Annotated in this window: 23 protein-coding genes; 4 read left to right on the top strand and 19 right to left on the bottom strand. The window is 73.1% G+C overall.

Going from position 1 to position 24,971, the window contains the following annotated elements; genetic code table 11:
* Positions 1-123: 123 nt before the first annotated feature.
* The 6 genes from B086_RS0122405 to B086_RS0122380 all read right to left on the bottom strand — a co-directional run bounded on the left by B086_RS0122405 (position 124) and on the right by B086_RS0122380 (position 6,442).
* Positions 124-981: an STM4011 family radical SAM protein gene (locus tag B086_RS0122405; protein ID WP_018568668.1), complete on the bottom strand. Its 858-nt coding sequence runs from the start codon at positions 979-981 to the stop codon at positions 124-126.
* 8 nt (positions 982-989) lie between these two features.
* Positions 990-2,360, bottom strand: a complete 1,371-nt coding sequence (locus B086_RS0122400; protein ID WP_018568667.1) for an STM4012 family radical SAM protein — start codon at positions 2,358-2,360, stop codon at positions 990-992.
* Positions 2,357-3,223: an STM4013/SEN3800 family hydrolase gene (locus B086_RS0122395; protein WP_018568666.1), complete on the bottom strand. Its 867-nt coding sequence runs from the start codon at positions 3,221-3,223 to the stop codon at positions 2,357-2,359. The genes B086_RS0122400 and B086_RS0122395 overlap by 4 nt, the downstream gene beginning before the upstream one ends.
* Positions 3,224-3,305: 82 nt before the next feature.
* Entirely contained in the window at positions 3,306-4,541 is a 1,236-nt protein-coding gene (locus tag B086_RS40535) for an STM4014 family protein (protein WP_018568665.1), read from the bottom strand.
* Positions 4,522-5,478 (bottom strand): STM4015 family protein, encoded by a 957-nt coding sequence (locus B086_RS0122385; protein ID WP_018568664.1) that lies wholly within the window; start codon positions 5,476-5,478, stop codon positions 4,522-4,524. Before B086_RS0122385 ends, B086_RS40535 begins: the two co-directional genes overlap by 20 nt.
* 7 nt (positions 5,479-5,485) lie before the next feature.
* Complete coding sequence (locus B086_RS0122380) at positions 5,486-6,442, bottom strand: STM4015 family protein (protein ID WP_018568663.1); 957 nt, start codon at positions 6,440-6,442, stop codon at positions 5,486-5,488.
* Positions 6,443-6,665: 223 nt separating this feature from the next.
* Between B086_RS0122380 and B086_RS0122375 the strand changes: the two genes are divergently transcribed.
* The gene (locus B086_RS0122375; RefSeq protein WP_026252664.1) at positions 6,666-6,992 is read left to right on the top strand and encodes a hypothetical protein; all 327 of its coding nucleotides are present in this window, start codon (positions 6,666-6,668) and stop codon (positions 6,990-6,992) included.
* Between the two features lie 103 nt (positions 6,993-7,095).
* On the top strand, positions 7,096-8,268 hold the full coding sequence (locus tag B086_RS0122370) for a DUF6745 domain-containing protein (protein ID WP_026252663.1): 1,173 nt from the start codon (positions 7,096-7,098) through the stop codon (positions 8,266-8,268).
* A 45-nt stretch (positions 8,269-8,313) separates the two neighbouring features.
* Here the strand turns inward: B086_RS0122370 and B086_RS0122365 are convergent, their stop codons facing one another.
* From B086_RS0122365 to B086_RS0122315, 11 genes are all read right to left on the bottom strand, one after another.
* The gene (locus B086_RS0122365; protein WP_018568660.1) at positions 8,314-10,497 is read right to left on the bottom strand and encodes a discoidin domain-containing protein; all 2,184 of its coding nucleotides are present in this window, start codon (positions 10,495-10,497) and stop codon (positions 8,314-8,316) included.
* A 116-nt stretch (positions 10,498-10,613) separates the two neighbouring features.
* On the bottom strand, positions 10,614-12,218 hold the full coding sequence (locus B086_RS0122360; RefSeq protein ID WP_018568659.1) for a glycoside hydrolase family 13 protein: 1,605 nt from the start codon (positions 12,216-12,218) through the stop codon (positions 10,614-10,616).
* 100 nt (positions 12,219-12,318) lie between these two features.
* Positions 12,319-13,197, bottom strand: coding sequence for a carbohydrate ABC transporter permease (locus B086_RS0122355; RefSeq protein WP_018568658.1), 879 nt, complete (start codon positions 13,195-13,197; stop codon positions 12,319-12,321).
* A complete protein-coding gene (locus B086_RS0122350; protein WP_018568657.1) occupies positions 13,194-14,162 on the bottom strand; it encodes a carbohydrate ABC transporter permease in 969 nt (322 codons plus the stop codon). The genes B086_RS0122355 and B086_RS0122350 overlap by 4 nt, the downstream gene beginning before the upstream one ends.
* A gap of 6 nt (positions 14,163-14,168) precedes the next feature.
* Entirely contained in the window at positions 14,169-15,518 is a 1,350-nt protein-coding gene (locus B086_RS0122345; protein ID WP_018568656.1) for an ABC transporter substrate-binding protein, read from the bottom strand.
* A gap of 150 nt (positions 15,519-15,668) precedes the next feature.
* Positions 15,669-16,667 (bottom strand): LacI family DNA-binding transcriptional regulator, encoded by a 999-nt coding sequence (locus tag B086_RS0122340; RefSeq protein ID WP_173860912.1) that lies wholly within the window; start codon positions 16,665-16,667, stop codon positions 15,669-15,671.
* A 57-nt stretch (positions 16,668-16,724) separates the two neighbouring features.
* Complete coding sequence (locus B086_RS0122335) at positions 16,725-17,540, bottom strand: ABC transporter permease (protein ID WP_026252662.1); 816 nt, start codon at positions 17,538-17,540, stop codon at positions 16,725-16,727.
* A gap of 38 nt (positions 17,541-17,578) precedes the next feature.
* On the bottom strand, positions 17,579-18,475 hold the full coding sequence (locus tag B086_RS0122330; RefSeq protein ID WP_018568653.1) for an ABC transporter permease: 897 nt from the start codon (positions 18,473-18,475) through the stop codon (positions 17,579-17,581).
* A gap of 3 nt (positions 18,476-18,478) precedes the next feature.
* The gene (locus tag B086_RS0122325) at positions 18,479-19,672 is read right to left on the bottom strand and encodes an ABC transporter substrate-binding protein (RefSeq protein ID WP_018568652.1); all 1,194 of its coding nucleotides are present in this window, start codon (positions 19,670-19,672) and stop codon (positions 18,479-18,481) included.
* 43 nt (positions 19,673-19,715) lie between these two features.
* Positions 19,716-20,753, bottom strand: coding sequence for an ABC transporter ATP-binding protein (locus B086_RS0122320; RefSeq protein ID WP_018568651.1), 1,038 nt, complete (start codon positions 20,751-20,753; stop codon positions 19,716-19,718).
* A 205-nt stretch (positions 20,754-20,958) separates the two neighbouring features.
* Positions 20,959-21,630 carry a hypothetical protein gene (locus B086_RS0122315; protein ID WP_026252661.1) on the bottom strand — a complete coding sequence of 224 codons (672 nt, stop codon included), beginning with the start codon at positions 21,628-21,630 and terminating at the stop codon, positions 20,959-20,961.
* Positions 21,631-21,856: 226 nt separating this feature from the next.
* On the opposite strand from B086_RS0122315, the gene B086_RS0122310 reads away from it, so the two are divergent.
* Positions 21,857-22,513 carry a helix-turn-helix domain-containing protein gene (locus B086_RS0122310; protein ID WP_018568649.1) on the top strand — a complete coding sequence of 219 codons (657 nt, stop codon included), beginning with the start codon at positions 21,857-21,859 and terminating at the stop codon, positions 22,511-22,513.
* Positions 22,514-22,744: 231 nt separating this feature from the next.
* Positions 22,745-22,975 carry a hypothetical protein gene (locus B086_RS0122305; RefSeq protein WP_018568648.1) on the top strand — a complete coding sequence of 77 codons (231 nt, stop codon included), beginning with the start codon at positions 22,745-22,747 and terminating at the stop codon, positions 22,973-22,975.
* A gap of 76 nt (positions 22,976-23,051) precedes the next feature.
* Here B086_RS0122305 and B086_RS0122300 read toward each other — a convergent pair whose 3' ends face one another.
* The gene (locus tag B086_RS0122300) at positions 23,052-23,732 is read right to left on the bottom strand and encodes a 4'-phosphopantetheinyl transferase family protein (protein ID WP_018568647.1); all 681 of its coding nucleotides are present in this window, start codon (positions 23,730-23,732) and stop codon (positions 23,052-23,054) included.
* Complete coding sequence (locus B086_RS0122295; RefSeq protein ID WP_018568646.1) at positions 23,722-24,588, bottom strand: metallophosphoesterase family protein; 867 nt, start codon at positions 24,586-24,588, stop codon at positions 23,722-23,724. Before B086_RS0122295 ends, B086_RS0122300 begins: the two co-directional genes overlap by 11 nt.
* Positions 24,589-24,971: the final 383 nt, after the last annotated feature.

The raw sequence follows: 24,971 nt of genomic DNA, 5'->3' as shown, positions 1-24,971 counted from the left end.
GTCCTCTCCTCCTGGTGTGCGGATGGCCGGACAGTCGGAGTGCTGCGCGCCGAGTGTTCCAAGAGCATCGGACGGGAGGGAAGGGTGCGGTGTCACCTGTGTGAAGGCCGGTGGTACGCGGGGCTACGGGACCACCGCGGGCGCGGCCGGTATCCGTTCCAGCACGCCGCCCGCGAACACGTCGTACAGCGGCAGGGTCTCCAGGTGGACGTAGCCGATGTGGCAGTCGCAGACGGCGAGCGGGCAGGGGCGCGGGCGCAGCGCGGCCCGGTAGGAGCCGTCGTAGAGGTTGCCGAGTGCGGCGCGGACGAAGTGGCAACGGCGCACGGTGCCCTCGCCGTCGACGGAGACGACGGACTCACCGGTGCGGCAGGGCAGTCCGGCGCTGGTGTGCGGGTGGCGGCTGTAGGGGAAGAGCGGGTCGATCGCGGTCCAGCGATCGGCCTCGGCGTCGTCGTAGACGTGTCCCTCGGCGGCGTTGATCCACAGATAGACGTGCGCGGGCAGGTCGGCGCGCAGGCGGCGGGCCTCGGGCAGGTGCTCGGGCAGGCCGACCACGCCGACACTGAACCGGATCGAACGGTCCGCCAGGTCCCGGCACTTGGCGAGGAAGCGGGCGTACGGGGTCTGGCCCGGGTGGTAGGTGCACCACAGGGCCAGGGTGTCCGGGTCGGCGTCGGCGAGCCAGTCGGTGCGGCAGCTCAGGTTGGTCTGGATCGCCACCCGCCGGATGTGCGGCAGGCGGGACAGCTCGACGAGTGCGCGCCGGTACCAGGAGCGCACCAGGCCCTCGCCCCAGGGGGTGAACAGGAGGGAGAGCCGGTCGCCTTCCTGCCCGGCGGCCCAGTCGGCGAACCGTTCCAGGCTGGCGCGGTCGGCGCGCAGTTGCTCGCGGCTGTCGCGCCGCTTGGCGAACGGGCAGTACGGGCAGTCGTAGTCGCAGGAGGCGAGGAGGCCTCGGTAGAGGAGGGTGAGGTCCATGGCGCGGCTCACTTGCGGGCGTAGGCGGTCATGGCGGCGCGGACCGCGGGCGAGAACAGTTCCGATCCGAGGGCGTCGGAGTGCGCCAAACCCTCCGGGGTGAGCCGCAGGGCGGTGCGCGGGTCGGTGGCGGCGAGCCAGCCCCGCTCGGCGAACCGGGCGAGTTCGGCCGGGAAGTCGTCCTGGGGCGTGGTGCCGAAGCGGGTCCGGTACTCGGCCGTGCCGAGGCCGTCGGCCTGGAGCAGCGACTGGAGCAGATGGCGGCGGCGGGCCTCGTCGGCATCGACGCGGCGGCCGTACTCGGCGTGCGCGAAATCGGCGGCGGGGCGGGCGACGTAGTCGTCGACGATGGCGCGTATCTCGTGGGTGCCGACCGCGTAGTCGAAGGAGTAGTGCAGGTCGGCGGTGTAGGAGCGGGCGCCACAGCCCAGTCCGATCATGCCGTCGCTCTGGCAGGCGTAGTCGTCGGCGCCCTGCGGCGGGGCGTCGGTGCGGCGGAACATGCGCATGGACTGCTGGGTGTAGCCATGGGCGAGGAGGTGGTCGCGGCCCGTCCGGTACAGCCGCAGCCGCTGTGCGTCCCAGGCCGGGTCCGCTCCGGTGGCGCGCCGGCCGAGTCCGGTCAGCGGGCGGATGTAGAGCGGGTACAGGTACAGCTCCTCGGGGCGCCAGGCCAGGGCGGCGTCCAGGGAGCGCAGCCAACTGGCCTCCGTCTGCCCGTCGATGCCGTAGATCAGGTCGATGTTGAGCACCGGGACGCGCGCGTCGCGGATCCGGGCGAGGGCCGCCTCGACGTCCGCGCGGCGCTGCGGGCGCACCGCCGCCCGTGCCTCGGTGTCGTCGAAGCTCTGCACGCCGAGGCTCAGCCGGGTGGTGCCGCGGTCGGCCAGGACCTCCAGCCGGTCGGCGGTGGCGGTGGCGGGTGAGGCCTCCACCGACAGCGGGACGGCCCGCAGGTCGGCGCCCATGCGGTGTTCGGCGATGTCACAGAGCCGGGTCAGCTCGGCGGCGGTGAGGAAGGTGGGGGTGCCGCCGCCGAAGGCCGCGGTGGCGAAGCTGACCGGCTCGCCGTCCCCGAGCGCGTCGCGGACGGCGCCCGCCTGGCGCTCCAGGGCGTCCAGATAGGCGCCGGTCAGCCCGTCGGGGGCGCCGATGCGGGTGAAGAGGTTGCAGAAGCCGCAGCGCACCTCGCAGAACGGGATGTGCAGATAGAGCGAGAGCGCGTCCTTGGGTTCGGCGGCCCACAGGGAGGCGAGCCGGGGGCGGTCGGGCAGCCGCCGGTAGGCCGTCTTGTGCGGGTAGGCGTAGACGTAGTGCTGGTACGGGCTCGGCGGTGCGGGTGCCTTCCCGGCGGGCCGCAGGCTGGTCACGGTGGTCATCGGGGGGCTCCGGAGGGGGCTCGGGCTGCGGTGGGGCTGAGGGGTCCGGGCTCGGCGCCGGGTCCGGGCTCCAGGAAGAAGTGGGCGTAGGGCACCGTCCACACGGACTCGTGACCGAGGCGGTGGCCGGTGTAGCCGTCGTCGCCGTAGGCCGTGCCGTGGTCGGAGCAGACGACGGCGAAGCAGCGGCGGCGGCTGCTCGCGGCGGCGAACAGGCGGCCGATGTGCCGGTCGACGTACTCCAGGGCGGCGGCGTGCGTCTGGCGGCTGTCGCCCGCCTCGCGGGTGGCGCCGGGCAGGTGGAACCAGTTCGGCTGGTGCAGGGCCGACACATTGACGAAGAGGAACAGCCGCTGCTCGCGCGGCAGTCGGCGCACCGCCTGCTCGGCGCACGCCACCTGCGCCTCGAAGGACGTCGGGGAGGCCACGCCGAAGCCGGGCTCCCAGTGGGACTCGTGGAAGAGCCCCGGCAGCACCGACCCCAGCGCGCCCTGCTGGTTGAAGAAGCCCACACCGCCGACACACACCGTGTGGTAACCGGCCTGGGCGAGGCCGGAGACGAGGTCGGGGGTGTCGAAGACCCAGGTGCCGTCCTTGGTCGTCTCGCTGCCCGCGAAGCTCGCCGCGAACAGGCGCGGGTGCGGTCCCGGCGCGGCCGGGGTGGGCAGGAACCCGGCGAAGATCGCCTGGTGGGAGGCGTAGGTGAAGGAGCCGGGCGCGTGCCGTCGCTCCCAGCGGCCGCCGGGGAGATGGCGGGCGAGGTGCGGGATGCGGCCGGCCGCCGCGAGTTCCGCGGCGACGTCGTGGCGCAGGGTGTCCAGGGTGACCAGGAGCAGGTCGTGGCTGCCGACCACCACGTGCATGTCCGGGCTCGCCCCGGCGGGTGCGGCCGGGGGTGCGGGGCTGACGCGGCGCCGCGGCGGGTCGTGGGGCGGGGGCGTCGGGTCAGGCGACGGCATGGCCGGGTCCTGTTCTGTGCTGGGGTGCGGGCCGGGACGGCCGAGAAGGCAGAGAGGGCGGGGAGGGCGGGGACGGCCGGGAGGAGCGGGCCGGGGCCTCGGTCCGGGGGTACGGGCGGGCGGGGGCGCCGAGGACGGCGGCGACCTGCGCCGCGTAGGTGTCGAGCCCCTCGGCGCCGCTGCCCGGCAGGCCGGTGAGCCGGGGCAGCAGATCGCCGAAGGCGTTGACCTCGCCGACCGCGAAGCGGCGCCAGCCGACGGCCGGCAGCAGGTCGACGCCGACGCACAGGGTGCGCGGGAAGCAGGCCGCGGCCCGCTCGCACACACCGAGCACGTCGGACCAGCGGCCCCCGGCGGCCTCCACCGCGTGCCGCGCCGCGTCGAGGTCGCCGCGGGCGCCGCCCAGGTGGAGGTTGGTCAGGGGCGCGGTGCTCGTGCGCACCACGGCGTGGGTGGCGCGTCCGGCGACGACGAGCACCCGCAGGTCGGCGGCGCGGCCGTGCTGGGACGCCTTGGGCACCCAGCGCTCCATGTGCAGCCCGTCGGGCGCCAGGGCGTCCACGACGGCGGCGATGTCGCGCTCGTCCTCGTAGCGGCGGATCCGCAGCGAGTTGTACAGCCGTCCGTCCTCGGCGCGTTCGACGGAGGTCGTGGCCCGTACGCGGCCTCTGCCGCCGGACTCCACGGCCAGGACGCCGGAGGCCGAGGAGCCGTGCGCGAGCTTGACGAACAGCCGGGGCATGCGGTGTTCCCGCATCAGCCGCCGTACGTCGTCCCAGCCGCCGACCGCCGCGGCGGCGGGCCCGGACGTCGGGGAGGACGGCACGGGCACACCGGCCGCGTCGAGGACGGCGTGGCAGCGCCGCTTGTCGAAGAGCACCGCCAGGTCGCCGGGATCGTCGAGGCGTACGCCGCCGCGCAGGCCGTCCACGGCGGTCAGGAACCGTGTGTACCAGCGGGCCGAGCCCTCGACGCGGGTGGGGTCGTCCACGCCGCGCAGCAGCAGGTCGGCCTCCGCGTTCTCCCCGGGCGAGTCCAGGCGTACGGTCTCGCCGGGCGCGAACTCGGCCCCGCCCGCCCGCAGCACCTCGGTCCACGGCATGACGCGGGGCGCGGGCAGTCCGGCGGCGCGCACGGCCGCGGTGAACAGCGCCACCCGGCGGTTCTCCGGGTTGCCGACCACCGCGAACCGCGGCGCGCCCTCACTCTCCGACGGCGACATAGCGCTCCCGTCCACCGCCGCTGTGGCGGGCGGGGGTGAGGGTGAGGTCCACGCCGTGCGGTGCGAGGGTGTCGCGCAGCCGCCCGGTGAGCGCCTCGCTCATGAAGTGGTGGCCGAGGTCCAGTGACGTCAGATGGGTGAGCGGCTGCCCGGCCAGCAGGGCGGCGCCGCCGTCGTCACCCAGGGTGCCCATGGACAGGTCGAGCGAGTCGAGCCCGGCGACGACGGGCGCGGCGGCCACGGCGGCGGCGATGTCGTCCTGGATGTCGCTGTTCTTCAGGCCCAGATGGCGCAGGCGGGGCCGGTCGCCGAGCGAGGCCAGCAGCGCGTCGGCGTCCGCTCGGGTGCAGTCGCCGCCGTACCAGGAGGTGCCCAGCCACAGATCGAGGTGTTCCAGGGCGGGCAGGTCGCAGGCGCTCACCGCGTGCACCACCGGGCGGGGCAGGCCGCCGGACTCGATGCGCAGCGTGCGCAGCCCCTCGTGCCGCAGCGGTTCGAGCACCAGGTCCTCGGCGCCGCGGACGCCCAGTTCCGCCAGGTGCGGCCAGGCGCGCAGGACGGTGCTCACCTCGCCCTGCTTGATCCAGGAGATCTCGGACTCCTCGGACTCCACGTCGGCGAGGAACAGCGCCCGCAGCCGCGGGAAGCGGTGGGCCTCGGCGGTCAGCGCCTCCAGGACCGGGCCGATGCCGTGCTCGTCCCACTCGTCCCACCAGGCGCCCAGGACGAGGGCGGTGACCTGTTCGGTGGGCACCTCTTCGAGGAACCGGGGCCACAGCGTCGCGAAGGGGATCTCCTCCCACAGGCAGGACAGCCGCCAGGCGACCGCGCCGGGCTCCGGCGGTGCGGCGGGGACCTTGCGGCGGGGCTCGGGCGCCGCGAAGTCGTGCACCGGCAGGCCGTGGAAGGCCGTCAGGTGCGAGGGGTAGTAGCGCATCGCGGTCTCACTCCCCCGCCGCGACATAGCGGACGACGGTGCCGTCGCCGTCCTCGTACTCGTCGGTGTCGCTCGCGTCGAGGTCGAGCTCGACGCCCGCCGGTTCCAGCGTGGCGCGTATGCGCTGCTGGAGGGGTTCGGTGACGTAGTGATGGTGCAGGTCGAGCTTCTTGAGGTGGGTCAGCGGCTGGCCGCCCAGCAGGGCGGTGGCGCCGTCGTCGGTCAGGACACCCATCGACAGGTCGAGCACCTCCAGACCGGCGACGACGGGAGCGGCGGCCACGGCCGCGGCCACCGCGTCCTGGATCTCGCTGTTGCGCAGCGCCAGGTGGCGCAGCCGGGGCAGACGGGCGCCGCCGAGGATCGGTTCCAGGTCGGCGGGTTCGGAGTCGGCGCCGTACCAGGACGTGCCCAGCCACAGGTCGAGGTGTTCCAGGGCGGGCAGGTCGCTGGCGCCGATGCCGCGCACCACCGCGACGGGCAGCCCGCCGGTCTGCACCGTCAGCGAGCGCAGGCGCTCGTGGCGCAGGGCCGGGAAGGCGAGGCCGGTGCCGCCGCGCACCCCGAACTCCTCCAGTTCCGGGAAGCCGCGCAGCACCGTGGTCACGTCGGTCTGCGTGATCCAGGACAGCTCGCACTCCTCGGAGACCATGTCCCCCAGGAACAGGGCCCGCAGCGCGGGCAGCCGGTCGCGGGCGGCGAGCAGGGCCTCGAGCTCGGCGTCGGGGCCCTTGTCGAAGGGCTCGTCCCAGGGGCCGACGATCAGCGCGCGCACCCGGGTGGTGTCGACCGCGGCGCAGAACCGCTCGAACTGCTTGCGCCAGCCGTCCTCTTCCTCCTCGATCTCGACGGCGATGCGCCAGGCGACGGTGTCCGGGGCGGGCAGGTCCACCGCCGCCGGGTCCTCGGGGAAGGTGAAGGCCGGCAGGCCGTACAACTCGGAAAGGTGCTCGTAGAGGGCCATGCGGGCGGCTCCTGACAGGCGGCTGCGGACGGGATCTCGACTGTGCGAGCAGTTCTACCAACCGGCACTGACAACGCCGGGCGGCGGGGCGGTGCTGCGCGCCACCGCCCGGCGCTCGGCGAGCCGTTGCCGGTGGCCTGCCGCCGGGCCGTTGTCAGTGGTGGCTCGTACTGTCCTCGTCATGGCCCGGGGCGCGGTGCGCCGGGCGGAGAGGGGGCTGCCCGTGTACCGGCAGGGAGATGTGCTGATCGTGCCCGTCACCGAGGAGGCGGTGCCGCCGCACGCGCGGCGGGCGCCGAAGGAGCCGCGGGACGCGCGCGGCCGGATGGTCCTGGCCCTGGGCGAGGTCACCGGTCACGCCCACGCGGTGGTGGGCCCGGGGCAACTGGTCCGGGAGCCGGGCCCGTTCGGGCCGATGCTGCTGCGGCTGCCCGAGGGCGGCCGGGTGGTGCACGAGGAGCACGCGGCGATCACCCTGCCCAAGGGGTGGTACCGGGTGATCCGGCAGCGGGAGTACGTGCCCGGTTCGGTGCGGATCGTCGCGGACTGACGGGGTGGGCACGGTGGAGCGGACGACGTCGACGGACCAGCCGGAACAGCCGGAACAGCCGGAACAGAAAGAACAGACGGAGCAGAAGGAGCGGGGGGACACGATGACGGTGGCGACGGAGCGGGCACCTGGCGGTGCCGCGCAGGCCGGTCCCACGCGGGCCGGAGCCGAGGAAGCCGGTGGCCCGGGGGCCGCCGACGCCGTGGCGCGGTGGCGGTCCTGGGCGGCCGCGGCACGGCCCGCCGACCGGGCCGCGGCCGAGGAGGGCGTACGGCTGGCCTACCGGCGGGCCGGGCTCGCCGAGCCGGAGCGCATCGTGTGGGCGCCGTCCCCGCGGGCGGGTGTGCGGCTGGTGCAGGACCTTCAGGACGCCGGTCCCAGCGTCCGGGACGCGGTCCGCACCGGCCCGTGGGCGGCCGAGCGGCGCCGGACGCAGACGGAGCTGGGCGCGGCCGGCTGGTCGGCGCACTGGGCGGCGACCGGCGGTCCGCTCTGGGAGCCGACACAGGCCCTGGTGGACCGGATCCGCCGAGGAGTGCTGGACGATCTCACCGCGGCGGCCGACGGCGGCGGGACGGACACCGGCGCGGGGGCCGGTGGCGGCACCGGGACCGACAGCGGGGCCGGAAGCGAGGCCCGGAGCGAGGCCGAGGCCGAGCTGCGGCTGATCCTGCTGGACGCGGTGCTGGGCCAGCACGACGCGCCGTGGCTGGCCGCGTTCGACACCGGCCGGCCGCCGCTCGACGGGCTGGCGCTGGTGTGCCGCAGCGCCGGCTGGTGGTGGCCGTTCGAGAAGGCCGCGGTGATCTGCGAGCGGCCCGTCGCCCTGCACCGCGACGAGGCGGGGCGCCTGGACCGCGGGGACGGCCCCGCGCTCGCCTATCCGGACGGCTTCGCGCTGTACGCGTGGCGGGGCATGCCGGTCCCGGCCGCCTTCCTGGCGGAGCTGGACGCCCTCACCCCGGAGCGCATCCGCACCGAGGAGAACGCGGAACTGCGCCGCGTGATGCTGGAGCACTACGGCTACGACCGGTATCTCGCGGACTCCGGGGCCGTCCCGGTGCACCGGGACGAGACCGGCACGCTCTGGCGGATCGACCTGGAGCGGGACGAGCCGGTGGTGATGGTGGAGGTGCTCAACTCCACACCGGAGCCGGACGGCACCCACCGCACCTACTGGCTGCGGGTGCCGCCGTCGACCCGGACGGCCCGAGAGGGCGTCGCCTGGACGTTCGGTCTCGGCGCCGAGGCGTACGCGCCGCTGAAGGAGACCTGAGCGGCGGCGGGGCGCGGTGCGGCCCCGCCGCCGCCCGGCGCGGGGTCAGGGCGCCGTGTACGCCTCCACCTCGCTGAACTGCCCGGCCGGCCAGCCGGTGTTGCCGGTGACGGTCAGCCGCAGCCAGCGCAGGCCGGTGCCGCTCGGCAGGGCGACGGTGGCGCTGTTGCCGCTCGCCGGGTCGAAGCGGTAGCCCTGCGCGCCCGCCACGGTGGTGTAGTTCGTGCCGTCGGTGCTGCCCAGGACCGCGACGGTCTGGGTGCGGGCGCCCCAGGCGGCGGACGGCGGGAGCTTCAGCACCAGCCGCCGCACGGTCCGGCTCGATCCGAGGTCGACCGTGAGGGACTGCGGGAAGGCGTTGTTGGCGGACTCCCAGTAGCTGTTCGCGTCGCCGTCGACCGCCTTGCCGGGGGTGTACACGTCCTGGGAGCCGGTGGCGGTGGCCGGGCGGCCCTTGGCGAGGTTGCGGTTCGGGTCGGGGTCCGGGTTGCCCTGTCCCGGCTGCGGCCAGGTGGAGCAGTCCGACCAGGTGCTCGTCCAGCCGGAGTTGCCGCCGCCGTCGGTGAGCGCGAAGCCGCCCGAGCCGTTGGGGTAGGGGCAGTTGTAGACACCGGCCGCGCCCACCCCGGTCGCGGTGACGTTGCGGAAGGTGGCGGCGCCCTGCGCCTCGGCCTGGACGACGACCGTGCCGGTGTTCTTCACGGTCGCCCCGGTGACGTTGACGTTCTTGACCGGGTAGCCCTGGCCGCCGCCGGAGACGAACTCGAAGGCGCTGTAGGGGCTGTCGGTGACGGTGGTGTCGGTGATGTCGACGGTGGCGTTGATGGCGCTGTCGTAGGAGTCGACGCGCAGGGCGCCCATCGGGTGGTTCCAGTTGGGGTTGAGCGCGCCCGCCCGCACCAGGGTGTTGCCGTCGACCGTGATGGTCCCGGCCAGCGGGGAGAAGGGGTCCATGAACTTCTGGTTGGAGATGGCGATACCGCTGCCGAGGGCGTTGGTGTCGGAGACCAGGTTGCCGCGGACGGTGATGTCGGTGCCGCCGTAGACGGCGATGCCGTTGGCGAGGTTGGGCTGCGAGATGGTGTTGTTCTCGAAGCTGCTGTCCGTGTCGGGCGCGTACAGGGACCACATGGCCAGGGAGTCGTCGCCCTGGTTGCGCAGGAAGTTGTTGCGCACCCGCACGCCCTTGGCGTTGCCGTTGAGGTTGAGGCCGTCGGCGGTGGTGTCGAGGATGCGGTTGTTCTCCACGACGAGGTTGTCGTTGACGCCGGTGAGCCACAGTCCGCACTTGAGGTGCTGGATCCACATGCCGGAGACGGACGAGCCCGGTCCGAGGGAGCCGTTGACGAAGTTGTCGGGGCTGCCGTCGTTGCGTTCGGTGACCTCGCCGATGACCGCGAAGTCCTTGAGGCGGACGCTGCCGGCGGAGCTGCCCTGGTTGACGAAGCTGGAGCTGTGCACGACGGAGTACCAGCTGCCCGCGCCCTGGAGCGTGACGTTCTGCACGCCGCCGAGCGCGGACGTCAGCCGGTAGTCGCCCGGCGGGATCCACACCACCCCGCCCTGCGCGGCATTGACGGCGTCACGGAAGGCCTGTGTGGAGTCTCCCTGACCGGTGGGGTCGGCGCCCTTGGCGGTGACGGAGACCGATCCGGCGGGCTGGGCGGCGGCCGGTGCGACCTGTTCGAAGTCGGCGACGTCCACGGTGACCTGGACGTTCGTGGCCACCAGGGCGACCTTGTCGCCGGCCTGGACGTTCTGTCCGAGCAGCAGCCGGGCGTTGTCGTAGAAGTGGTGGGTCTTGGCCCCGGCGATCCAGCCGGTGTCCACGTAGGAGTACTTGGAGGTGACGGTGAGCGTCCTGGCCAGCCGGGTGCCGTTGACGTAGACGTCGAGGGTGCCGGACTGGCCGTCGGGGACGGTGTAGGCGACGTTCAGGGCGTTGGCGGCGCGCGGTGCGGTGAACTCCACGCGCTGTCCGGAGGCGAGGCGGACGGCCTGGCGGCCCGACGCCTCGGAGGCGAGGGTGCCCTGGGTGTAGTCGGGGCCGATCTTCGTGCCGGTGGTGGTGGCGGACTCGGCCTCGACCGAGGTGAAGGGGAGGTTCGCGCCCGCCGCCGCGTGCGCGGCGGGCGCGGTGAGGGTGACGAGCATGCCGGCGCCGAGGGCGACGGTGGCCGCGAGAGCCGACAGGCGACGGGCGGATCTGGGCGTGCTGGTGCCGTACATGTGCTGATCCCTTCGTGGTGGGGTGCGGGGATAGCGCTGTGCGGGTCGGCGGCCGGGGGCCACCTCCGGTCATGGGGAGGAAGCGGGCCGGTGGCGGCCCCCGGTGCTGCGCGGGCTCAGTCGCGCAGCCAGACCGCCGTGTCCTGCGGGATGCGGCCCGAGTCGTCCAGGGGTCCGCTGGCCAGCAGGAGTCGGGTGTGAGCGGGTGGTGCCACGGGGTCGGCGCCGAGGTTGACCACGCAGGCCGTGCCCTCGGCGCGGCGGAAGGAGAGGACCCCGTCGGGGGCGTCGTGCCAGGTGAGGGGGGCGTCGCCGAAGTGCGGGCGGAGCCGGATCGCCTCCCGGTACAGGGCCAGCATGGAGCCGGCCTCGCGCTGCTGCCGGTCGACGGCGTGGGCGGCCCAGCCCGCGGGCTGCGGCAGCCACGGTTCCCGGTCGGCGGCGGTGCCGAAGCCGGTGTGGGGCGCGTCGGCCGTCCAGGGCAGCGGGACCCGGCAGCCGTCGCGGCCCGGGTCGGTGCCGCCGGAGCGTACATGCATCGGGTCCTCGATGCGCTTCAGCGGGATGTCGGCCTCTGGCAGGCCCAGTTCCTCCCCCTGGTAGACGTAGACGGCACCGGGCAGGGCCAGTGACAGCAGGGCCGCCGCGCGGGCCCGGCGGGTGCCGAGGACCGGGTCGGTGGGGGTGCCGAACGCCTTGGCGGCGAAGTCGAAGCCGGTGTCGGCGCGGCCGTAGCGGGTGACGGTCCGGGTGACGTCGTGGTTGCACAGCACCCAGGTGGCGGGGGCGCCCACGGGCGCGTGCTCGGCCAGCGTCTCGTCGATGGAGCGGCGCAGCCGGGCCGCGTCCCAGGGGCAGGCCATGAAGGCGAAGTTGAAGGCGCTGTGCAGTTCGTCGGGGCGCAGATAGCGGGCGAAGCGCTCGCTGTCGGGGAGCCACACCTCGCCGACGAAGACGCCGCCGTACTCGTCGGCGACCCGGCGCCAGGAGCGGTAGACGTCGTGGAGTTCGTCGCGGTCGACGTAGGGGTGCGGGTCGCGGCCGGGGGTGAAGTCGGGCAGGCGGGGGTCCTTGGCGAGCAGGGCGGCGGAGTCGATGCGGACCCCGGCGACGCCCCGCTCGAACCAGAACCGCAGGATGTCCTCGTGCTCCTGGCGGACGGCCGGGTGCGCCCAGTTGAGGTCGGGCTGCTCGGGGGCGAACAGGTGCAGGTACCAGGCGCCGTCGGGCAGCCGGGTCCAGGCGGGGCCGCCGAACTCGGACGTCCAGTCGTTGGGCGGGAGTTCGCCGTGGGCGCCGCGGCCGGGCCGGAAGTGGAACAGCTCGCGCTCGCCGCCGCCGGCCAGCGCGGCCCGGAACCAGGGGTGCTGGTCGGAGACGTGGTTGGGCACGATGTCGACGATGGTGCGGATGCCCAGCTCGCGGGCCTCGGCGATGAGTTTCTCGGCCTCGGCGAGGGTGCCGAAGGCGGGGTCGACCGCCCGGTAGTCGGCGACGTCGTAGCCGCCGTCCTTCATCGGGGACAGGTACCAGGGGTTGAACCACAGGGCGTCCACGCCGAGTCCGGCGAGGTACGGCAGCCGGGAGCGGACGCCGGCGAGGTCGCCGGTGCCGTCGCCGTCGCCGTCGGCGAAGCTGCGGACGTACACCTGGTAGATGACGGCGGAGCGCCACCAGGCGTCGTCGGCGCGGCTGCTCCGGGCAGGGGCGGGCTGTCCCACGGTGCGTGCCTTTCTGTCTCGTTCTGTTCGGGTGTGTCCGGCCTATCTCGGTCGGTCTCGGTCTGTCTCGGTCGGTCTCGGTGCGCGGGGCCGGGTCAGGTCAGCCCTTGGTGCTGCCCGCGCTGATCCCGGCGATGATGTGCCGCTGGAAGACGAGGAAGAGCGCGACCATCGGGATGCTGGCGATCACCATGGCGGCGATGAGCACGGTCAGCTGGATGTTCTGCGAGAGCTGGACGAGGGCCACGCCGATGGGCTGCTTGTCGGTGTCCGAGAAGACCATCAGCGGCCACAGGAAGTCCTGCCAGACGGCGACCAGCGCGAAGATGGACACCACGCCGAGCACGGGCCGCGACATGGGCAGCACGATCGACCACAGGGTGCGCAGCTTCCCGGCGCCGTCGATCTCGGCGGCCTCCAGGACGTCCCGCGGTATCTGGTCGAAGAACCGTTTGAGCAGGTAGAGGTTGAAGGCGTTGGCGACGGCCGGGAGCCAGATGGCGAGCGGGTCGTTGAGCAGGCTGGTGTGGAGGAGCGGCAGGTCGGCGACGGTCAGGTACTTCGGTACGACCAGGGCCTGGGCCGGGACCATCAGGGTGGCGAGGATGCCGCCGAGAATCACCTTGCCGAAGGCCGGTCTCAGCTTGGACAGGGCGTAGGCGGCCGCGGTGCACAGGACGAGCTGGAAGGCCCAGGCGCCGGCCGCCTGGACGAGCGTGTTCCACAGGTGCCGGGGCAGCTGCATCAGGTCCCAGGCGTCGGTGTAGGCGGTCAGGTGCCACTGCTCCGGGACCAGGGTGGGCGGGGTCCGCGCCACCTCGTCCGGCGACTTCAGGGCGCCGGTGACCATCCAGTAGACGGGGAAGAGGAAGGCGAGCGCGAACAGCAGCACCACACCGGAGAAGACGGTCCAGTAGAGGAGCTTGCCGCGCGGGCGGGCCAGGGCCGCCGGGGAGACGAGGGTACGGGTGCTGCTCATGCGTCCTCCTGGCCGGAGCCGGAGCGGGTCAGCCGCAGGTACAGGGCGGAGAACAGGCCGAGCAGCACGAGCAGCATCACGCTGAGCGCGCAGGCGCCGCCGAAGTCGTTGTAGAGGAAGGCGTACTTGTAGATGAGGTAGAGCACGGTGACGGTGGCGTTCTCGGGGCCGCCGCCGGTGATGACGAACGGCTCGGTGAAGACCTGCATGGTCGCGATGATCTGGAGGAGCATCAGCATCAGGATCACGAACCGGGTCTGCGGGACGGTGACGTGGCGGACGCGCTGGAGGAGGTTCGCGCCGTCCAGTTCGGCGGCCTCGTACAGCTCGCCGGGGATGGACTGGAGGGCGGCCAGGTAGATGAGGACGGTGCCGCCGAGGTTGGCCCAGGTGGCGACCAGGACCAGGGAGACCAGGGCGGTGTCGGCGCCGTTGGTCCAGTTGGAGGTGGGCAGGTGCAGGGTGCGCAGCGCCTCGTTGGCGAGGCCGGCGCCCGGGTCGTAGAACCACTTCCACAGCAGGGCGCTGACCACCGGCGGGATCATCACCGGCAGATAGACGGCGACCCGGAAGAAGGCGCGGGCGTGCCGCAGTTCGTTGAGGACGAGGGCCAGCACGAACGGGGCGGCGAAGCCGATCAGCAGGGCGAGTCCGGTGAAGACGAGGGTGTTGCGCCAGGCGTCGGCGAACTCCGGGTCGTGCAGGACATGGGTGAAATTGGCGGTGCCCACCCACTGGGGCCGCTGTCCGGGCGTGTACTTCTGGAAGGCGATCACGACGGCGCGGATCGCCGGGTACCAGGAGAACAGGGCGAAGCAGATCAGGCCGCCGAGCAGGAAGGCGTAGGCGCGGGCCTGTTCGGCCAGGCGGCGCCGCCGGTGCCCGGCGGGGCGGGGCGGCTGCGGCAGCGGCGGGGGGACGGCGGCCCGCTCCCGCGGGGGCCGCCGCTCGGCCGTCTTGGTCATGGCGGCTCAGCTCCGCTCCAGGATGCCGTCGATCTTGCCCGAGGCGTCCTTCAGGAGCTGGTCGATGTCGGCGTCCTTCTTGGTGAGCACGGCGGAGACCACGCCGTCCAGCACGGAGTAGATCTGCTGGGCGCTGGGCGGTTCCACCTTCAGCGTGAGGCTCTGGTTGCCGTCCAGGAAGGAGCGGTAGTTCTCCACCGGCACATTGGCGTTGGCCTTCTTGACCTGCTGGTCGGTGGCGTCGGCGGCGCCGGTGAACAGGCGGGGCTCGGGCAGGCCGACCGGGGCGTCGTGCTTCTTGGCGCGGGCGTAGTCGCCGAGGAAGCCCTTGCCGGGGGTGAGGAACATGTGGTCGAGCCACTTCAGACCGGCCCGGATCTGGGCGGGTGTGTCCTTCTTGCCGAACATGTATCCGTCGCCGCCGACGAGGGTGCCCTGCCTGCCGGGCATCGGGGCGAGGGCGAGGTCCTTGTAGTTGCCGCCCTTCTCCTTGACCAGGATCGGGATGTTGTCGGGGGCGGAGAGGTACATGCCGAGCTTGCCCGAACCCATCATCTGCTGGGCGTCGTTGATGACGAGGAGCTGCTTGCTGCCCATGGAGTCGTCGGTCCAGCGCATGTCGTGCAGGTTCTGGAGGACGGCGTGGCCAGCGGGGGTGTCGACGCTGGCCTTCTTGCCGTCGGCGCTGACGACGTCGCCGCCCTGGGAGTACAGCTCGGCGGTGAAGTGCCAGCCGCCCTGGTTCTGGGCGCTGTAGTCGGCGTAGCCGACGGTGCCGCCGCCGAGCGCGGCGATCCGCTTGGCGTCGGCGCGGACCTCGGCCCAGGTCGTGGGCGGCTTGTCGGGGTCGAGTCCGGCCTTCTCGAAGAGCTTCCTGTTGTAGATCAGGCCCATCGAGTAGCCGGTGCGCGGGATGCCGTAGACCTTGCCGTCGACGGTGTAGATGTCGCGCAGCTGCTTGCTGAGGGTGGGGTAGCTCTTGAGCTCCTTGACGTACGGGGTGAGGTCGGCGGCCTGGCCGGTGGCGACCACGTGGCGGACGTCGGTGAAGTAGGTGTAGAAGACGTCCTCCATCTGGCCGCCGGCCAGTTTCGCGTCGAACGTCTTGGGGTCCTCGCAGGGGAACGCGTCGTGCGCGACGACGTCGATGTCCGGGTTCTGCTTCTCGAAGGACGCCACGTCCTCGTCGAAGAACGTCCGGTCGGTCCTGGCGCTCTTGGGCGGCTGGCAGTTGACCGTGATGCGGGTCTTGCCGTTCGCGGACGCGTCGTTGTCGGAGCCGCACGCCGTCGCGGCGAGGGCGAGGGAGCAGACGCCGATCGCGGCGACGGCATGGCGGAACCCGGTGCTTCTCATCGGTGGACCCCTCTGGACAGGAGCGGTGGGCGCCGCACACTCAAGCACCGGCGACAGGACTTCGCAAGATGTCGCGCAGAATCTGCAATTATTTGACAGGGCGATGGATCTCCGGGACGCTACCCGGCATCCTCAACCCCGGAGGCGCTCTCAGGGGCGGGGTGCCTGGGCGGTCGAGCCGCGGACCACCAGCTCCGGTTCGAACAGCAGCTCGTCCGCCGGTACGGCGCTGCCCCCGATCCGGGCGTGCAGCAGCTCCACGACCGCCTTGCCCATCGACTCGATGGGCTGGCGGACCGTGGTCAGCGGCGGTGCGGTGCAGTTCATCAGGGCGGAGTCGTCGTATCCCACGACCGAGATCCGGGCGGGGACGTCGAGTCCGCGGCGGCGGGCGGCCCGTACGACACCCAGGGCCAGCGGGTCGCTGGCGCAGATGAACCCGGTGACCCCGCGGTCGATGAGCTTGGCCGCCGCCGCGTGGCCGCCCTCGATGGAGAAGATGGCGCGGGCGACGAACTCCTCGGGCAGATCGGGGCGGATCGCGCGGGCCGCAGCGAGCTTGCGCGCGGACGGCACATGGTCGCCGGGGCCGAGGACGAGGCCGATCCGCTCGTGCCCCAGGGAGGCCAGATGGCGCCACGCCTGTTCCACCGCCACCGCGTCGTCACAGGACACGCCCGGGAAGCCGAGGTGTTCGATGCGGGCGTTGACCAGCACGACCGGGATGTTGCGGTCGGCCAGCAGCCGGTAGTGGTCGTGCGGTGCGTCCGACTGGGCGTACAGACCGCCGGCGAAGACGACACCGGAGACCTGCTGTTGGAGCAGCAGCTCCACGTAGTCGGCCTCCGAGACCCCGCCCTTGGTCTGGGTGCACAGCACGGGGGTGAGGCCCAGCTGGGCCAGGGCGCCGCCGATGACCTCGGCGAAGGCCGGGAAGATGGGGTTCTGGAGCTCGGGCAGGACCAGCCCGACCAGGCGCGCGCGCTCGCCCCGCAGCTGGGTGGGCCGCTCGTAGCCGAGCACGTCCAGCGCGGACAGCACCGCCTGCCGGGTGGCCGCGGAGACTCCCGGTTTGCCGTTGAGCACCCGGCTGACCGTGGCCTCGCTGACCCCGACCTTCTTCGCCACTTCCGCAAGTCGTCGCGTCATGGCCGCAAGAATAGCGCAATTCATGCAAGCCGCTTGCGTTCCGTGTGTGCGTGCCCGCTACACGCGGCTCGTGGTCGCCGTGTCGGACGACAGCCGCTGGGCGAGGTGGATCGGGACGACGGAGAGCAGCACCAGGACGGCCGCCACGACGTTCACCACGGGCGCCTGGCGCGGTCTGGTCATGTTGCCGTAGATCCAGACGGGCAGGGTCTCGACCCCGGGTCCGGCGGTGAAGGTGGTCACCACGATCTCGTCGAAGGACAGCGCGAAGGACAGCAGCGCGCCCGCCAGCAGCGCGGAGCGGAGCAGCGGGAAGGTGACGTCGGCGAAGGCGCGCAGGGGGTGGGCGCCCAGGTCCGCCGCCGCCTCCTCGCAGGAGCCGGAGGTGCGCCGCAGCCGGGCCACCACGTTGTTGAAGACCACGACGACACAGAAGGTGGCGTGTCCGACGACCACGGTGAACAGGCCGAGGCCGATCCCGAGCGGGGCGAGGACCGTGGAGAACGCGGAGTTGAGGGCGATGCCGGTGACGATGCCGGGCAGCGCGATGGGCAGCACGACGGCGAAGGACAGGGCACCGCTGCCGAAGAAGCGGTGGCGGGCCACCGCGAAGGCGATGAGCGTGCCGAGGACCAGGGCGATCGCGGTGGCCCCCAGCCCGGCCCGCACCGACACCCACAGCGCGTGGCGGGCCCCCGGGCTGTGCCAGGCCGCCGCCCACCAGCGGGTGGTCAGCCCCGGCGGCGGCCAGCTCGCGCTGCGGTCGGGGTTGAGGGAGTTGACGAGGACCAGCAGCAGCGGGACGTACAGCAGCGCGAAGCCCGCGCAAGCGGCGGCGCGCAGCGCGATGCGCGCCCGGCGGGAGAGGTACAACACGGCGGGAACCCCCTGTGACGTGCCGCGACGGGTGGTCAGAGCCCGCTGAGCGCGCCCGTGCGGCGCAGCGCCAGCAGATAGAGGACGATGACGGCGACGGGCACGGTGGCGAGGGCGGCGGCCAGCGGCGGGTCGAGTTCGATCTCGGAGTGGACGAGGTTGCCGATCAGCTGGGTCTTGCCGCCGACGATCTCCACGGTGATGTAGTCGCCGAGGCTGAGCGAGAAGGTGAAGACCGACCCGGCGGCGACCGACGGCAGCACGAGGGGCAGGACCACCGAGCGGACGGTGCGCCAGGGCCGGGCCCCGAGGTCGGCCGAGGCGTCCAGCAGCCCCGCGGGCAGCCGCGCCAGGGCGGTGTGCACCGGCAGGATCATGTACGGCAGCCACAGGTACGTCAGGGTCAGCACCGCCGCGGGCAGCCCGAACCCGGGTCCGCTCAGACCGAGCGGCCGCAGCAGCCAGTCGGCGAGGCCGCCCTGGGACAGGATGAGCCGCCAGGCGTACACCTTGACCAGGTAGCTCGCCCACAGCGGGGTGAGGACGGCCACCACGAGCAGCGGGCGCAGCCGGGGCCTCGCGACACACGCGGTGCAGAAGGCCAGCGGCAGGGCGATCACCGTGCACAGGGCGGTGACGGCGAGCGCCACACCGATGCTGCGGACCGTCACCTGGCGGTAGACCGGTGTCGTCAGCAGGGTGTGGAAGTTGTCCGCCGACCAGACCTTGACGACCGCCGAGGTGAAGGAGTCCGTCGTCCAGAAGGCGGAGACGAACAGCATGGCCAGCGAGCCGAGATAGAGCACGCCGAGCCAGAGCAGCGGGGCGGTGAGCAGCAGCCCGAGTCCGAGCCGGGGGCGCCGGTGCAGGGCCCCGGCGAGCCGCGTGAGGGGGCTGCGGGCCGGTGCGGCGGCCCGCGCGGTGGCGGCCACGGCTCAGCCCTTGATCTCGGTCCAGGCCCGCACCCACGCGGCGTAGGGCACGCACTTCACGCCGCTGCGGCCGTCCAGGCACTGTTCGATGGGCGTGTTCCAGAAGGCGATCCGCTTCCAGTACGCCGCGTCGGCCGCGTGGTAGACGGCGCAGAAGTTCCGGTCGGCGGTGTGCGCGCAGGCCCCGGCGTTGGCGGGTGCCTCGCCGAAGTACTCGGCGACCTGGGCGTTGACCTTCGGCGAGACGATCCAGTCCAGCCACTTGTAGGCGCAGGTGGGGTGCTTCGCCCTGGCGGAGACCATCCAGGTGTCGGACCAGCCGGTCGAGCCCTCCTTCGGGACGAACGCCCTGACCTTCGCTCCCTCGGAGGCGGCGAGGTTGGCGATGACCTGCCAGGTGGTGCCGATCACGGAGTCGCCGCTCTTGAAGGCGGACACCTCCTTGAGGTAGTCGCCCCAGTACTCGCCGATGTCCGCGTTCTGCTTCTTCAGCAGAGCCACGGCCGCGTCGAACTGCTTCTGGTCCAGTGCGTACGGGTCCTTGATCTTCAGCTCGGGCCGGGACGCCTTGAGGTAGAGCGCCGCGTCGGCGATGTAGATCGGCGAGTCGTAGGCCGTGACACGGCCCTTGTACGGGGCCGCGCCGTCGAAGACGGCCGACCAGGAGGTGGGCGCGGGCTTCACCTTGCCGGTGTCGTACATGAGGAGGTTGGCGCCCCGGCCGTGCGGGATGCCGTAGGCGCGGCCCTTGACGGAGTTCCACGGCTGCATCCTCAGATCGGGGTAGACACCGCGGTAGTTCGGTACGAGGTCGGTGTTGACGGGGGCCGCGTCGCCGGACGCGATGAGCCTGAGGGAGGCGTCCCCGGAGGCCGACACGGCGTCGTAGTCCCCGGTCTTCATCAGCTTGACCATCTCGTCGGAGTCGGCCGCCACCTTGGCGCGGACCCGGCAGCCGGTCTGCTTCTCGAAGCCGCTGACCCAGTCGGCCTTCGGATCGTCCGAACCGTCCTCGACGTAGCCCGCCCAGGCGATCAGGTTCACCTGTCCCTCTGCCCGGCCCAGCTGGGTGGGGGCCTTGAGATCGGGTGGTTCGAGACCGCCGGACGAGGCGGAGCCGCCGGAGGAGCCGCAGGCGGTGGCGGCGAGCAGCAGTGCGGCGGCGGTCACGCGGAGGAGGATGCGGGTGGGGCGCATGCGGTGACTCCCAGTGGGGTGGGGCGGGGGTTCAGCGGGTGCGTCAGCGGGTGTCGGGGACCGGGACCGCGTGGCGGCGGTGCCAGGTCAGGCCGACGCGGGTGCCGCGGTAGGCGGCGACGTCCGCGGCGGAGGTCTCCAGGTTCTGCTGGAGCGCGGTGAGCCGGCCGCCCGCGTCGAGGTCGACCAGGAAGCGGGTGGAGTCGCCGAGGTAGACGACCTCGGCGACGGTGCCGGTGGCCGTGACGTATCCGGGACCGTCCGCCCCGGTGGCCTCCTCGCGGACACGGATCTTCTCCGGGCGGACGGTGTGCAGGCCGCCGGTGCCCAGGATCCGCCGGGCGGCCGCGTCCCGGAGCAGGTTGGAGGTGCCGACGAAGCCCGCGACGAAGGCGGTCGCGGGCCGTTCATAGATCTCGGCGGGGGTCCCGGCCTGTTCGACGCGGCCCTCGCGGAGGACCGCCACGCGGTCGCTGAGGGCCAGTGCCTCGGTCTGGTCGTGGGTGACGAGGACGAAGGTGATGCCCACCTCCCGCTGGAGCGCCTTGAGTTCGCTCTGCATCCGCTCCCGCAGTTCGCGGTCGAGGGCACCGAGCGGTTCGTCCAGGAGCAGCACCCGGGGGCGGCCCACCAGGGCGCGGGCGAGGGCGACGCGCTGGCGCTGGCCGCCGGAGAGCGCCCCGGGGCGCCGGGCGCCGTAGCCGTCCAGGCCGACCTGGGCCAGTGCCTCGCGCGCCTGGGCCAGGCGCCGTGCCTTGGGCACCTTGCGGACCTTGAGGGCGTAGGCGACGTTCTGTTCGGCCGTCATGTGCGGGAAGAGGGCGTAGTCCTGGAAGACGGTGTGCACGTCCCGCTCGAACGGGGCGAGGGCCGTGACGTCCCGTCCGCCGAGGGCGACGGTTCCGGCGGTGGGGCGCTCGAAACCGGCGATCAGGCGCAGCACCGTGGTCTTGCCCGAGCCCGAGGGTCCGAGCAGGGAGAAGAACGCGCCGTCCGCGATCTCCAGGTCGACCCCGGCCACCGCGGTGGTCCGCCCGAACTCCTTGCGCAGGCCACGCAGCCGGATCGCGCTTTCCCGCATGCGGACCCCTTCCGGCCCTCATGGACAGTGCAACGTTGCACGCAAGATAGGGAGTCGTGGTGCAAAGCTCAAGACCGCCTCGGGGCGCACCCCTGCCCGAGGGGTGAGACGGGTGCGGTGCGCGCGGGGCGGAAGCGAAGGGGAGCCGGGGCGGGGGCCGGGGCCGCCCGGCGCCGTCGGCGACCTGAACGCCGACGGTGCCGGGTCAGACCTCGGAGTCCGGTACCACGCTGAGGTGGCCGGACGGGCGGCGGACACGACGGGCCCGGCGGGGCGCCGGGGCGGGGCGGCGCGCCTCGCGCAGGACCAGGGTCAGCCGGGAGTAGCCGAGGTCGCGCAGGGTCGCCGGGGTCTCCTCGACCACCCGGCAGTCGGTGGCGCCCCAGCGGGGGTCGGGATGCAGCAGCGGACGGACGGCGCCGTCCGAGCGGGTGGCCGCGGCGCCGACCGCGCGGATCCAGTGCGGCAGGCCGTGCCGGTAGGCGGCCTCCATGATCGGGTCCTGGGCGATGTCCCGGCGGATGGCCTGAAGTCCGTGGTCGGGGCCGGTGCTCTCCACGGCGGCCGCGAACTGCGCCAGCATCGGCAGGCACCAGCGGGACTCGTGCTCGCCGAGGACCGCTCCCGCGTCCGGGTGGAAGAGCACGAAGCGCAGGAAGTTGTCGCCCGGCATGGCCGACGGGTGCTGCCCTATGCCCCGGAAGAGCGCGGTGTAGGCGTTGTTGGCCAGGATCACGTCCCAGCGGTGGTCGACGACGAAGGACGGAAAGGAGACGGCCTCCAGCAGCACGGCGTAGTCCTGAAGGTAGGCCTGCGCCTCGGGTCGGACGGGAACGGGCTGCGGCGCCGGCCGCTGCCCTCCTGCCTGAAATGCCATCGGGAGGTCACCCCTCTTGCCTCTGCGGCCTTCACGCGGCGCCTTGATCCTGCTGCTCAGCGGCATGCCATGTCAACTATCGTGGCATTTCATGCCGGTTGACGGCTGAAATTGGCCACAGTTGTGGCGAGACCTGGATGCGAGTTCGAACAAGGGGCTACTCTCCGGGAAGTTCACGGCGACCCCGCCCCGTGAGAAGCCTGTGAGAGACGTAGGAGATCTGTCGGTGACGGACGGCATCGAGGATCCGGGCACCACGGCGTCGGTCGTGCTGACGGCGGCGGTCACGCGTGTCACCGCGCTCGCCGGGCGGCTCGGCGTGCCCCAGGCGGAGGTTTTCGACACCGGCCGCCTCTCCGTGGCCTGCGGAGTGCCGGAGCCCGTGGTCAAGGCCCTGCTGAGCGGCCGGAGCGCGGGCGAGCCGGATGTGCAGGCACGCTTCCTGCAACGGCTCGGTCTGCTGCGCCGCACCCGGCTGAAACCGAACGGCCGGCGCTACACGCAGCAGGAGATCGCGGACGGCGCGGGCATGTCGCGCCAGCAGGCGGGCGCCCTCATCAACGGCGACCGGCGCCCCACCATGGAGCACTGCGACGCCCTCCAGCGGTTCTTCCGCGTGCACGCCGGGTTCCTCACCGCGGAGGACGCGGAGGCGCTCGCGAGCGCGCTCCAGCGCACCGAGCAGGATCTGCTCCAGCGGCTCGCCGACCGCGAGCGGGAGGCCGCCGCTGCCGCCGGTGACCCGCTGGAACGCCTGCTCCAGAACCACGGCGTCCGCTCCATCGCCTGGCGGGCCGCCCAACTCCCCACCGACCAGCACCGCGACAAGGTCGCCGAATGGCTGGACATGCTCCTGGAGAGCGTCAAGCGCCCCGAGGAGTGAGGCCGCCGCCGGTCGCCACCGGCCGCCACCGGTCCCGGGCCGCTCGCGGGGCGTGCGCCGGCCGGTCACCCGCTGGGCCGAGCGGGCGAAGCGGGACGCCGCGCGGGGGCATTGTCAGTGGAGGGCGGCAAGCTGGAGGGGTGCCACCGCCACGCGGGGGGGCACGGCGCGCCGTCCGGGCGACCGGACGCGTGCGCGACCGTGTGCTGCCGAAACCGGGGAGAGCGAGCCATGCCGACCGCCGTACCGACCGACCACGAGCGCACCGCAGTCCAGGCGTATCTGCGGCTGCTGCACACCGTGCGCGCCGCCTTCGACGCCCCGGCGGCCGTCCGGCGGCCCGTCCCCGTCCCGCCGTCGGTGCTCGCCGAGGCGGAGACGGCCCTGGCGGGCGCCGGACTCGCGGGCAACGAGGAGGAGTTCTTCCGGCTGCTGCGCGACTGGTCGGCGCCCGGGGGCTGACAGCCGCGCCACGGCCCGCCCGGACCGGGGCGGAGGGGGACGGGGACGGGGACGGGGACGGGGACGGGCGGGACGGTCAGGTGTGGTGCACCGTCACCGCGGTGACCAGCAGCCCCGCTCCCGCGGCCCAGCGGCCGTCGAAGTGGGTGAGGTGACGGCCGTCCAGCACGGGGCCCGGGACGAGGAGCCGCGCCCGGAAGCCGCCGCTGTGCGGGGCGCCCGGGTCGGTGCCGATCTCGACGTCGGCCTCCGTGAAGTCCAGCCACTGCCCGGTCAGCGGGTACCACGCCTTGTAGACGGACTCCTTCGCGCTGAACAGCAGCCGCTGCCAGTGCACGTCGGGCCGCCGCTCGGCCAGTTCGTCCAGCCGCCGGCGCTCGTCGGGCAGCGTCACGGCGGGCAGGACCTCCTCCGGGAGCGGTTCGTCGGGTTCCGCGTCGATGCCGACGGAGGCCACGTCGGCGGACCGGCCCAGCGCGGCGGCGCAGTAGCCGTCGCAGTGGGTCATGCTGCCGACCAGCCCCGAGGGCCAGCGCGGGGCGCCCCCGGCGCCGGGCAGGACCGGCTGCGGCGGCACGCCGAGCTTCTCCATGGCGCGGCGCGCGCAGTCCCGCACTCCGGCGAACTCCCGGCGGCGCTTGGCGACCGCCCGTACCATCACGGCCTGTTCCTCGGGGTACAGCGGGGCGTGGCCGGGCCCGTCCGTGCCGTACGCCTCCACCGCCACCACCCGGTCCGGCAGCAGCTCACCGATCACCGGTTCCGTCCTCCATCGGCAGTACGCGGCGCAGCCGGCCCGGCGGTTCGGGGCGCTTGCGCCACTCGCGGGGGTATCCCACCGACACCTCCTCGAAGCGGACGCCCTCGTGCCAGGTGGTCCGCGGTATGTGAAGGTGACCGTAGACCATGGCGGCCACCCGGAACCTGCGGTGCCAGTCGGCGGTGAGCCGCGTGCCGCACCACATGGCGAACTCCGGGTACCAGAGCACGTCCATGGGGTGCCGGTCGAGCGGGTAGTGGTTGACGAGCACGGCGGGCAGGTCCTCGGGCAGTTCCGCGAGCCTGCGTTCGGTCTCGCTCACCCGGGCCCGGCACCACGCCTCCCGGCTCGGGTAGGGGTCCGGGTGCAGCAGGTACTCGTCGTTGCAGACGATGCCGGTGCCGTGCGCGTAGGCCAGGCCCTCCTCCTTGGTGGCGCAGCCCTCGGGCAGGAACGAGTAGTCGTAGAGCAGGAAGAGCGGGGCCACGGCGACCGGGCCGCCGGGTCCGGACCAGACCGGGTAGGGGTCCTCGGGGGTCGTCACGCCCAGGTCCCGGCAGAGTTCGACCAGGTACTCGTAGCGGGCGACACCGCGCAGGGTGACGGTGTCCCGGGGGTGGGTCCACAGTTCGTGGTTGCCGGGGGTCCAGACGACCTTGCGGAACCGGCTCGCCAGCGTCTTCAGCGCCCAGCGGATGTCCGCGACGGTCTCGGCGACATCGCCCGCGACGATCAGCCAGTCGTCGTCCGAGCCGGGTACCGTCCGCTCGACCAGGGCCCGGTTCTCGCTGTAGCCGATGTGCAGGTCGCTGATGGCCAGCAGTCGCCCGCTGCCACCGACCGTCCCCGTCACCGCTCACCCCTCTGTCACCCGCCCGTGGGAACCACAACAACACACCCGGCCACCTGCGGACAAGGTCCGGCCCGGCAACCGGCCACCGCCGTGGCCGGATCCGGCGTACGCGCCCGCCGGGCGGCCGCCGCGGAGCCCGCCGCCACGGGCCGCCCTCCCCCTCGTGCGCCCTTCGCAGGCCCCTTCTCCCCCGCCGGAAAATTTTTTCTGCGGCTTTTTTCGCCGCGGGGTGTATCAGGGCCCGTACCAGCGACTCTCAAGGGTGGGGGACGCGGGGAGCACGGGGGAACCGCGGGGGAATCACGGGGGATACGGGGGACACGGGGGGGGATACGGGGGAAAAGGGGACGGGGGAACGGGGAGTCGGGGCGGTCGGTCGCCGT

It is taken from the genome of Streptomyces sp. PsTaAH-124 (assembly GCF_000373685.1).
GTDB lineage: Bacteria > Actinomycetota > Actinomycetes > Streptomycetales > Streptomycetaceae > Streptomyces > Streptomyces andamanensis.
Note: the sequence above shows the minus strand (reverse complement) of the source record. Positions and strands in the feature narration are given on the sequence as shown.

Bases quoted from the DNA above. Each gene is read 5' to 3' on its own strand.
- B086_RS0122405 (WP_018568668.1), bottom strand. From the start codon at position 981: ATGGACCTCACCCTCCTCTACCGAGGCCTCCTCGCCTCCTGCGACTAC.
- B086_RS0122400 (WP_018568667.1), bottom strand. From the start codon at position 2,360: ATGACCACCGTGACCAGCCTGCGGCCCGCCGGGAAGGCACCCGCACCG.
- B086_RS0122395 (WP_018568666.1), bottom strand. From the start codon at position 3,223: ATGCACGTGGTGGTCGGCAGCCACGACCTGCTCCTGGTCACCCTGGAC.
- B086_RS40535 (WP_018568665.1), bottom strand. From the start codon at position 4,541: ATGTCGCCGTCGGAGAGTGAGGGCGCGCCGCGGTTCGCGGTGGTCGGC.
- B086_RS0122385 (WP_018568664.1), bottom strand. From the start codon at position 5,478: ATGCGCTACTACCCCTCGCACCTGACGGCCTTCCACGGCCTGCCGGTG.
- B086_RS0122380 (WP_018568663.1), bottom strand. From the start codon at position 6,442: ATGGCCCTCTACGAGCACCTTTCCGAGTTGTACGGCCTGCCGGCCTTC.
- B086_RS0122370 (WP_026252663.1), top strand. From the start codon at position 7,096: ATGACGGTGGCGACGGAGCGGGCACCTGGCGGTGCCGCGCAGGCCGGT.
- B086_RS0122365 (WP_018568660.1), bottom strand. From the start codon at position 10,497: ATGTACGGCACCAGCACGCCCAGATCCGCCCGTCGCCTGTCGGCTCTC.
- B086_RS0122355 (WP_018568658.1), bottom strand. From the start codon at position 13,197: ATGAGCAGCACCCGTACCCTCGTCTCCCCGGCGGCCCTGGCCCGCCCG.
- B086_RS0122350 (WP_018568657.1), bottom strand. From the start codon at position 14,162: ATGACCAAGACGGCCGAGCGGCGGCCCCCGCGGGAGCGGGCCGCCGTC.
- B086_RS0122345 (WP_018568656.1), bottom strand. From the start codon at position 15,518: ATGAGAAGCACCGGGTTCCGCCATGCCGTCGCCGCGATCGGCGTCTGC.
- B086_RS0122340 (WP_173860912.1), bottom strand. From the start codon at position 16,667: ATGACGCGACGACTTGCGGAAGTGGCGAAGAAGGTCGGGGTCAGCGAG.
- B086_RS0122325 (WP_018568652.1), bottom strand. From the start codon at position 19,672: ATGCGCCCCACCCGCATCCTCCTCCGCGTGACCGCCGCCGCACTGCTG.
- B086_RS0122320 (WP_018568651.1), bottom strand. From the start codon at position 20,753: ATGCGGGAAAGCGCGATCCGGCTGCGTGGCCTGCGCAAGGAGTTCGGG.
- B086_RS0122315 (WP_026252661.1), bottom strand. From the start codon at position 21,630: ATGGCATTTCAGGCAGGAGGGCAGCGGCCGGCGCCGCAGCCCGTTCCC.
- B086_RS0122305 (WP_018568648.1), top strand. From the start codon at position 22,745: ATGCCGACCGCCGTACCGACCGACCACGAGCGCACCGCAGTCCAGGCG.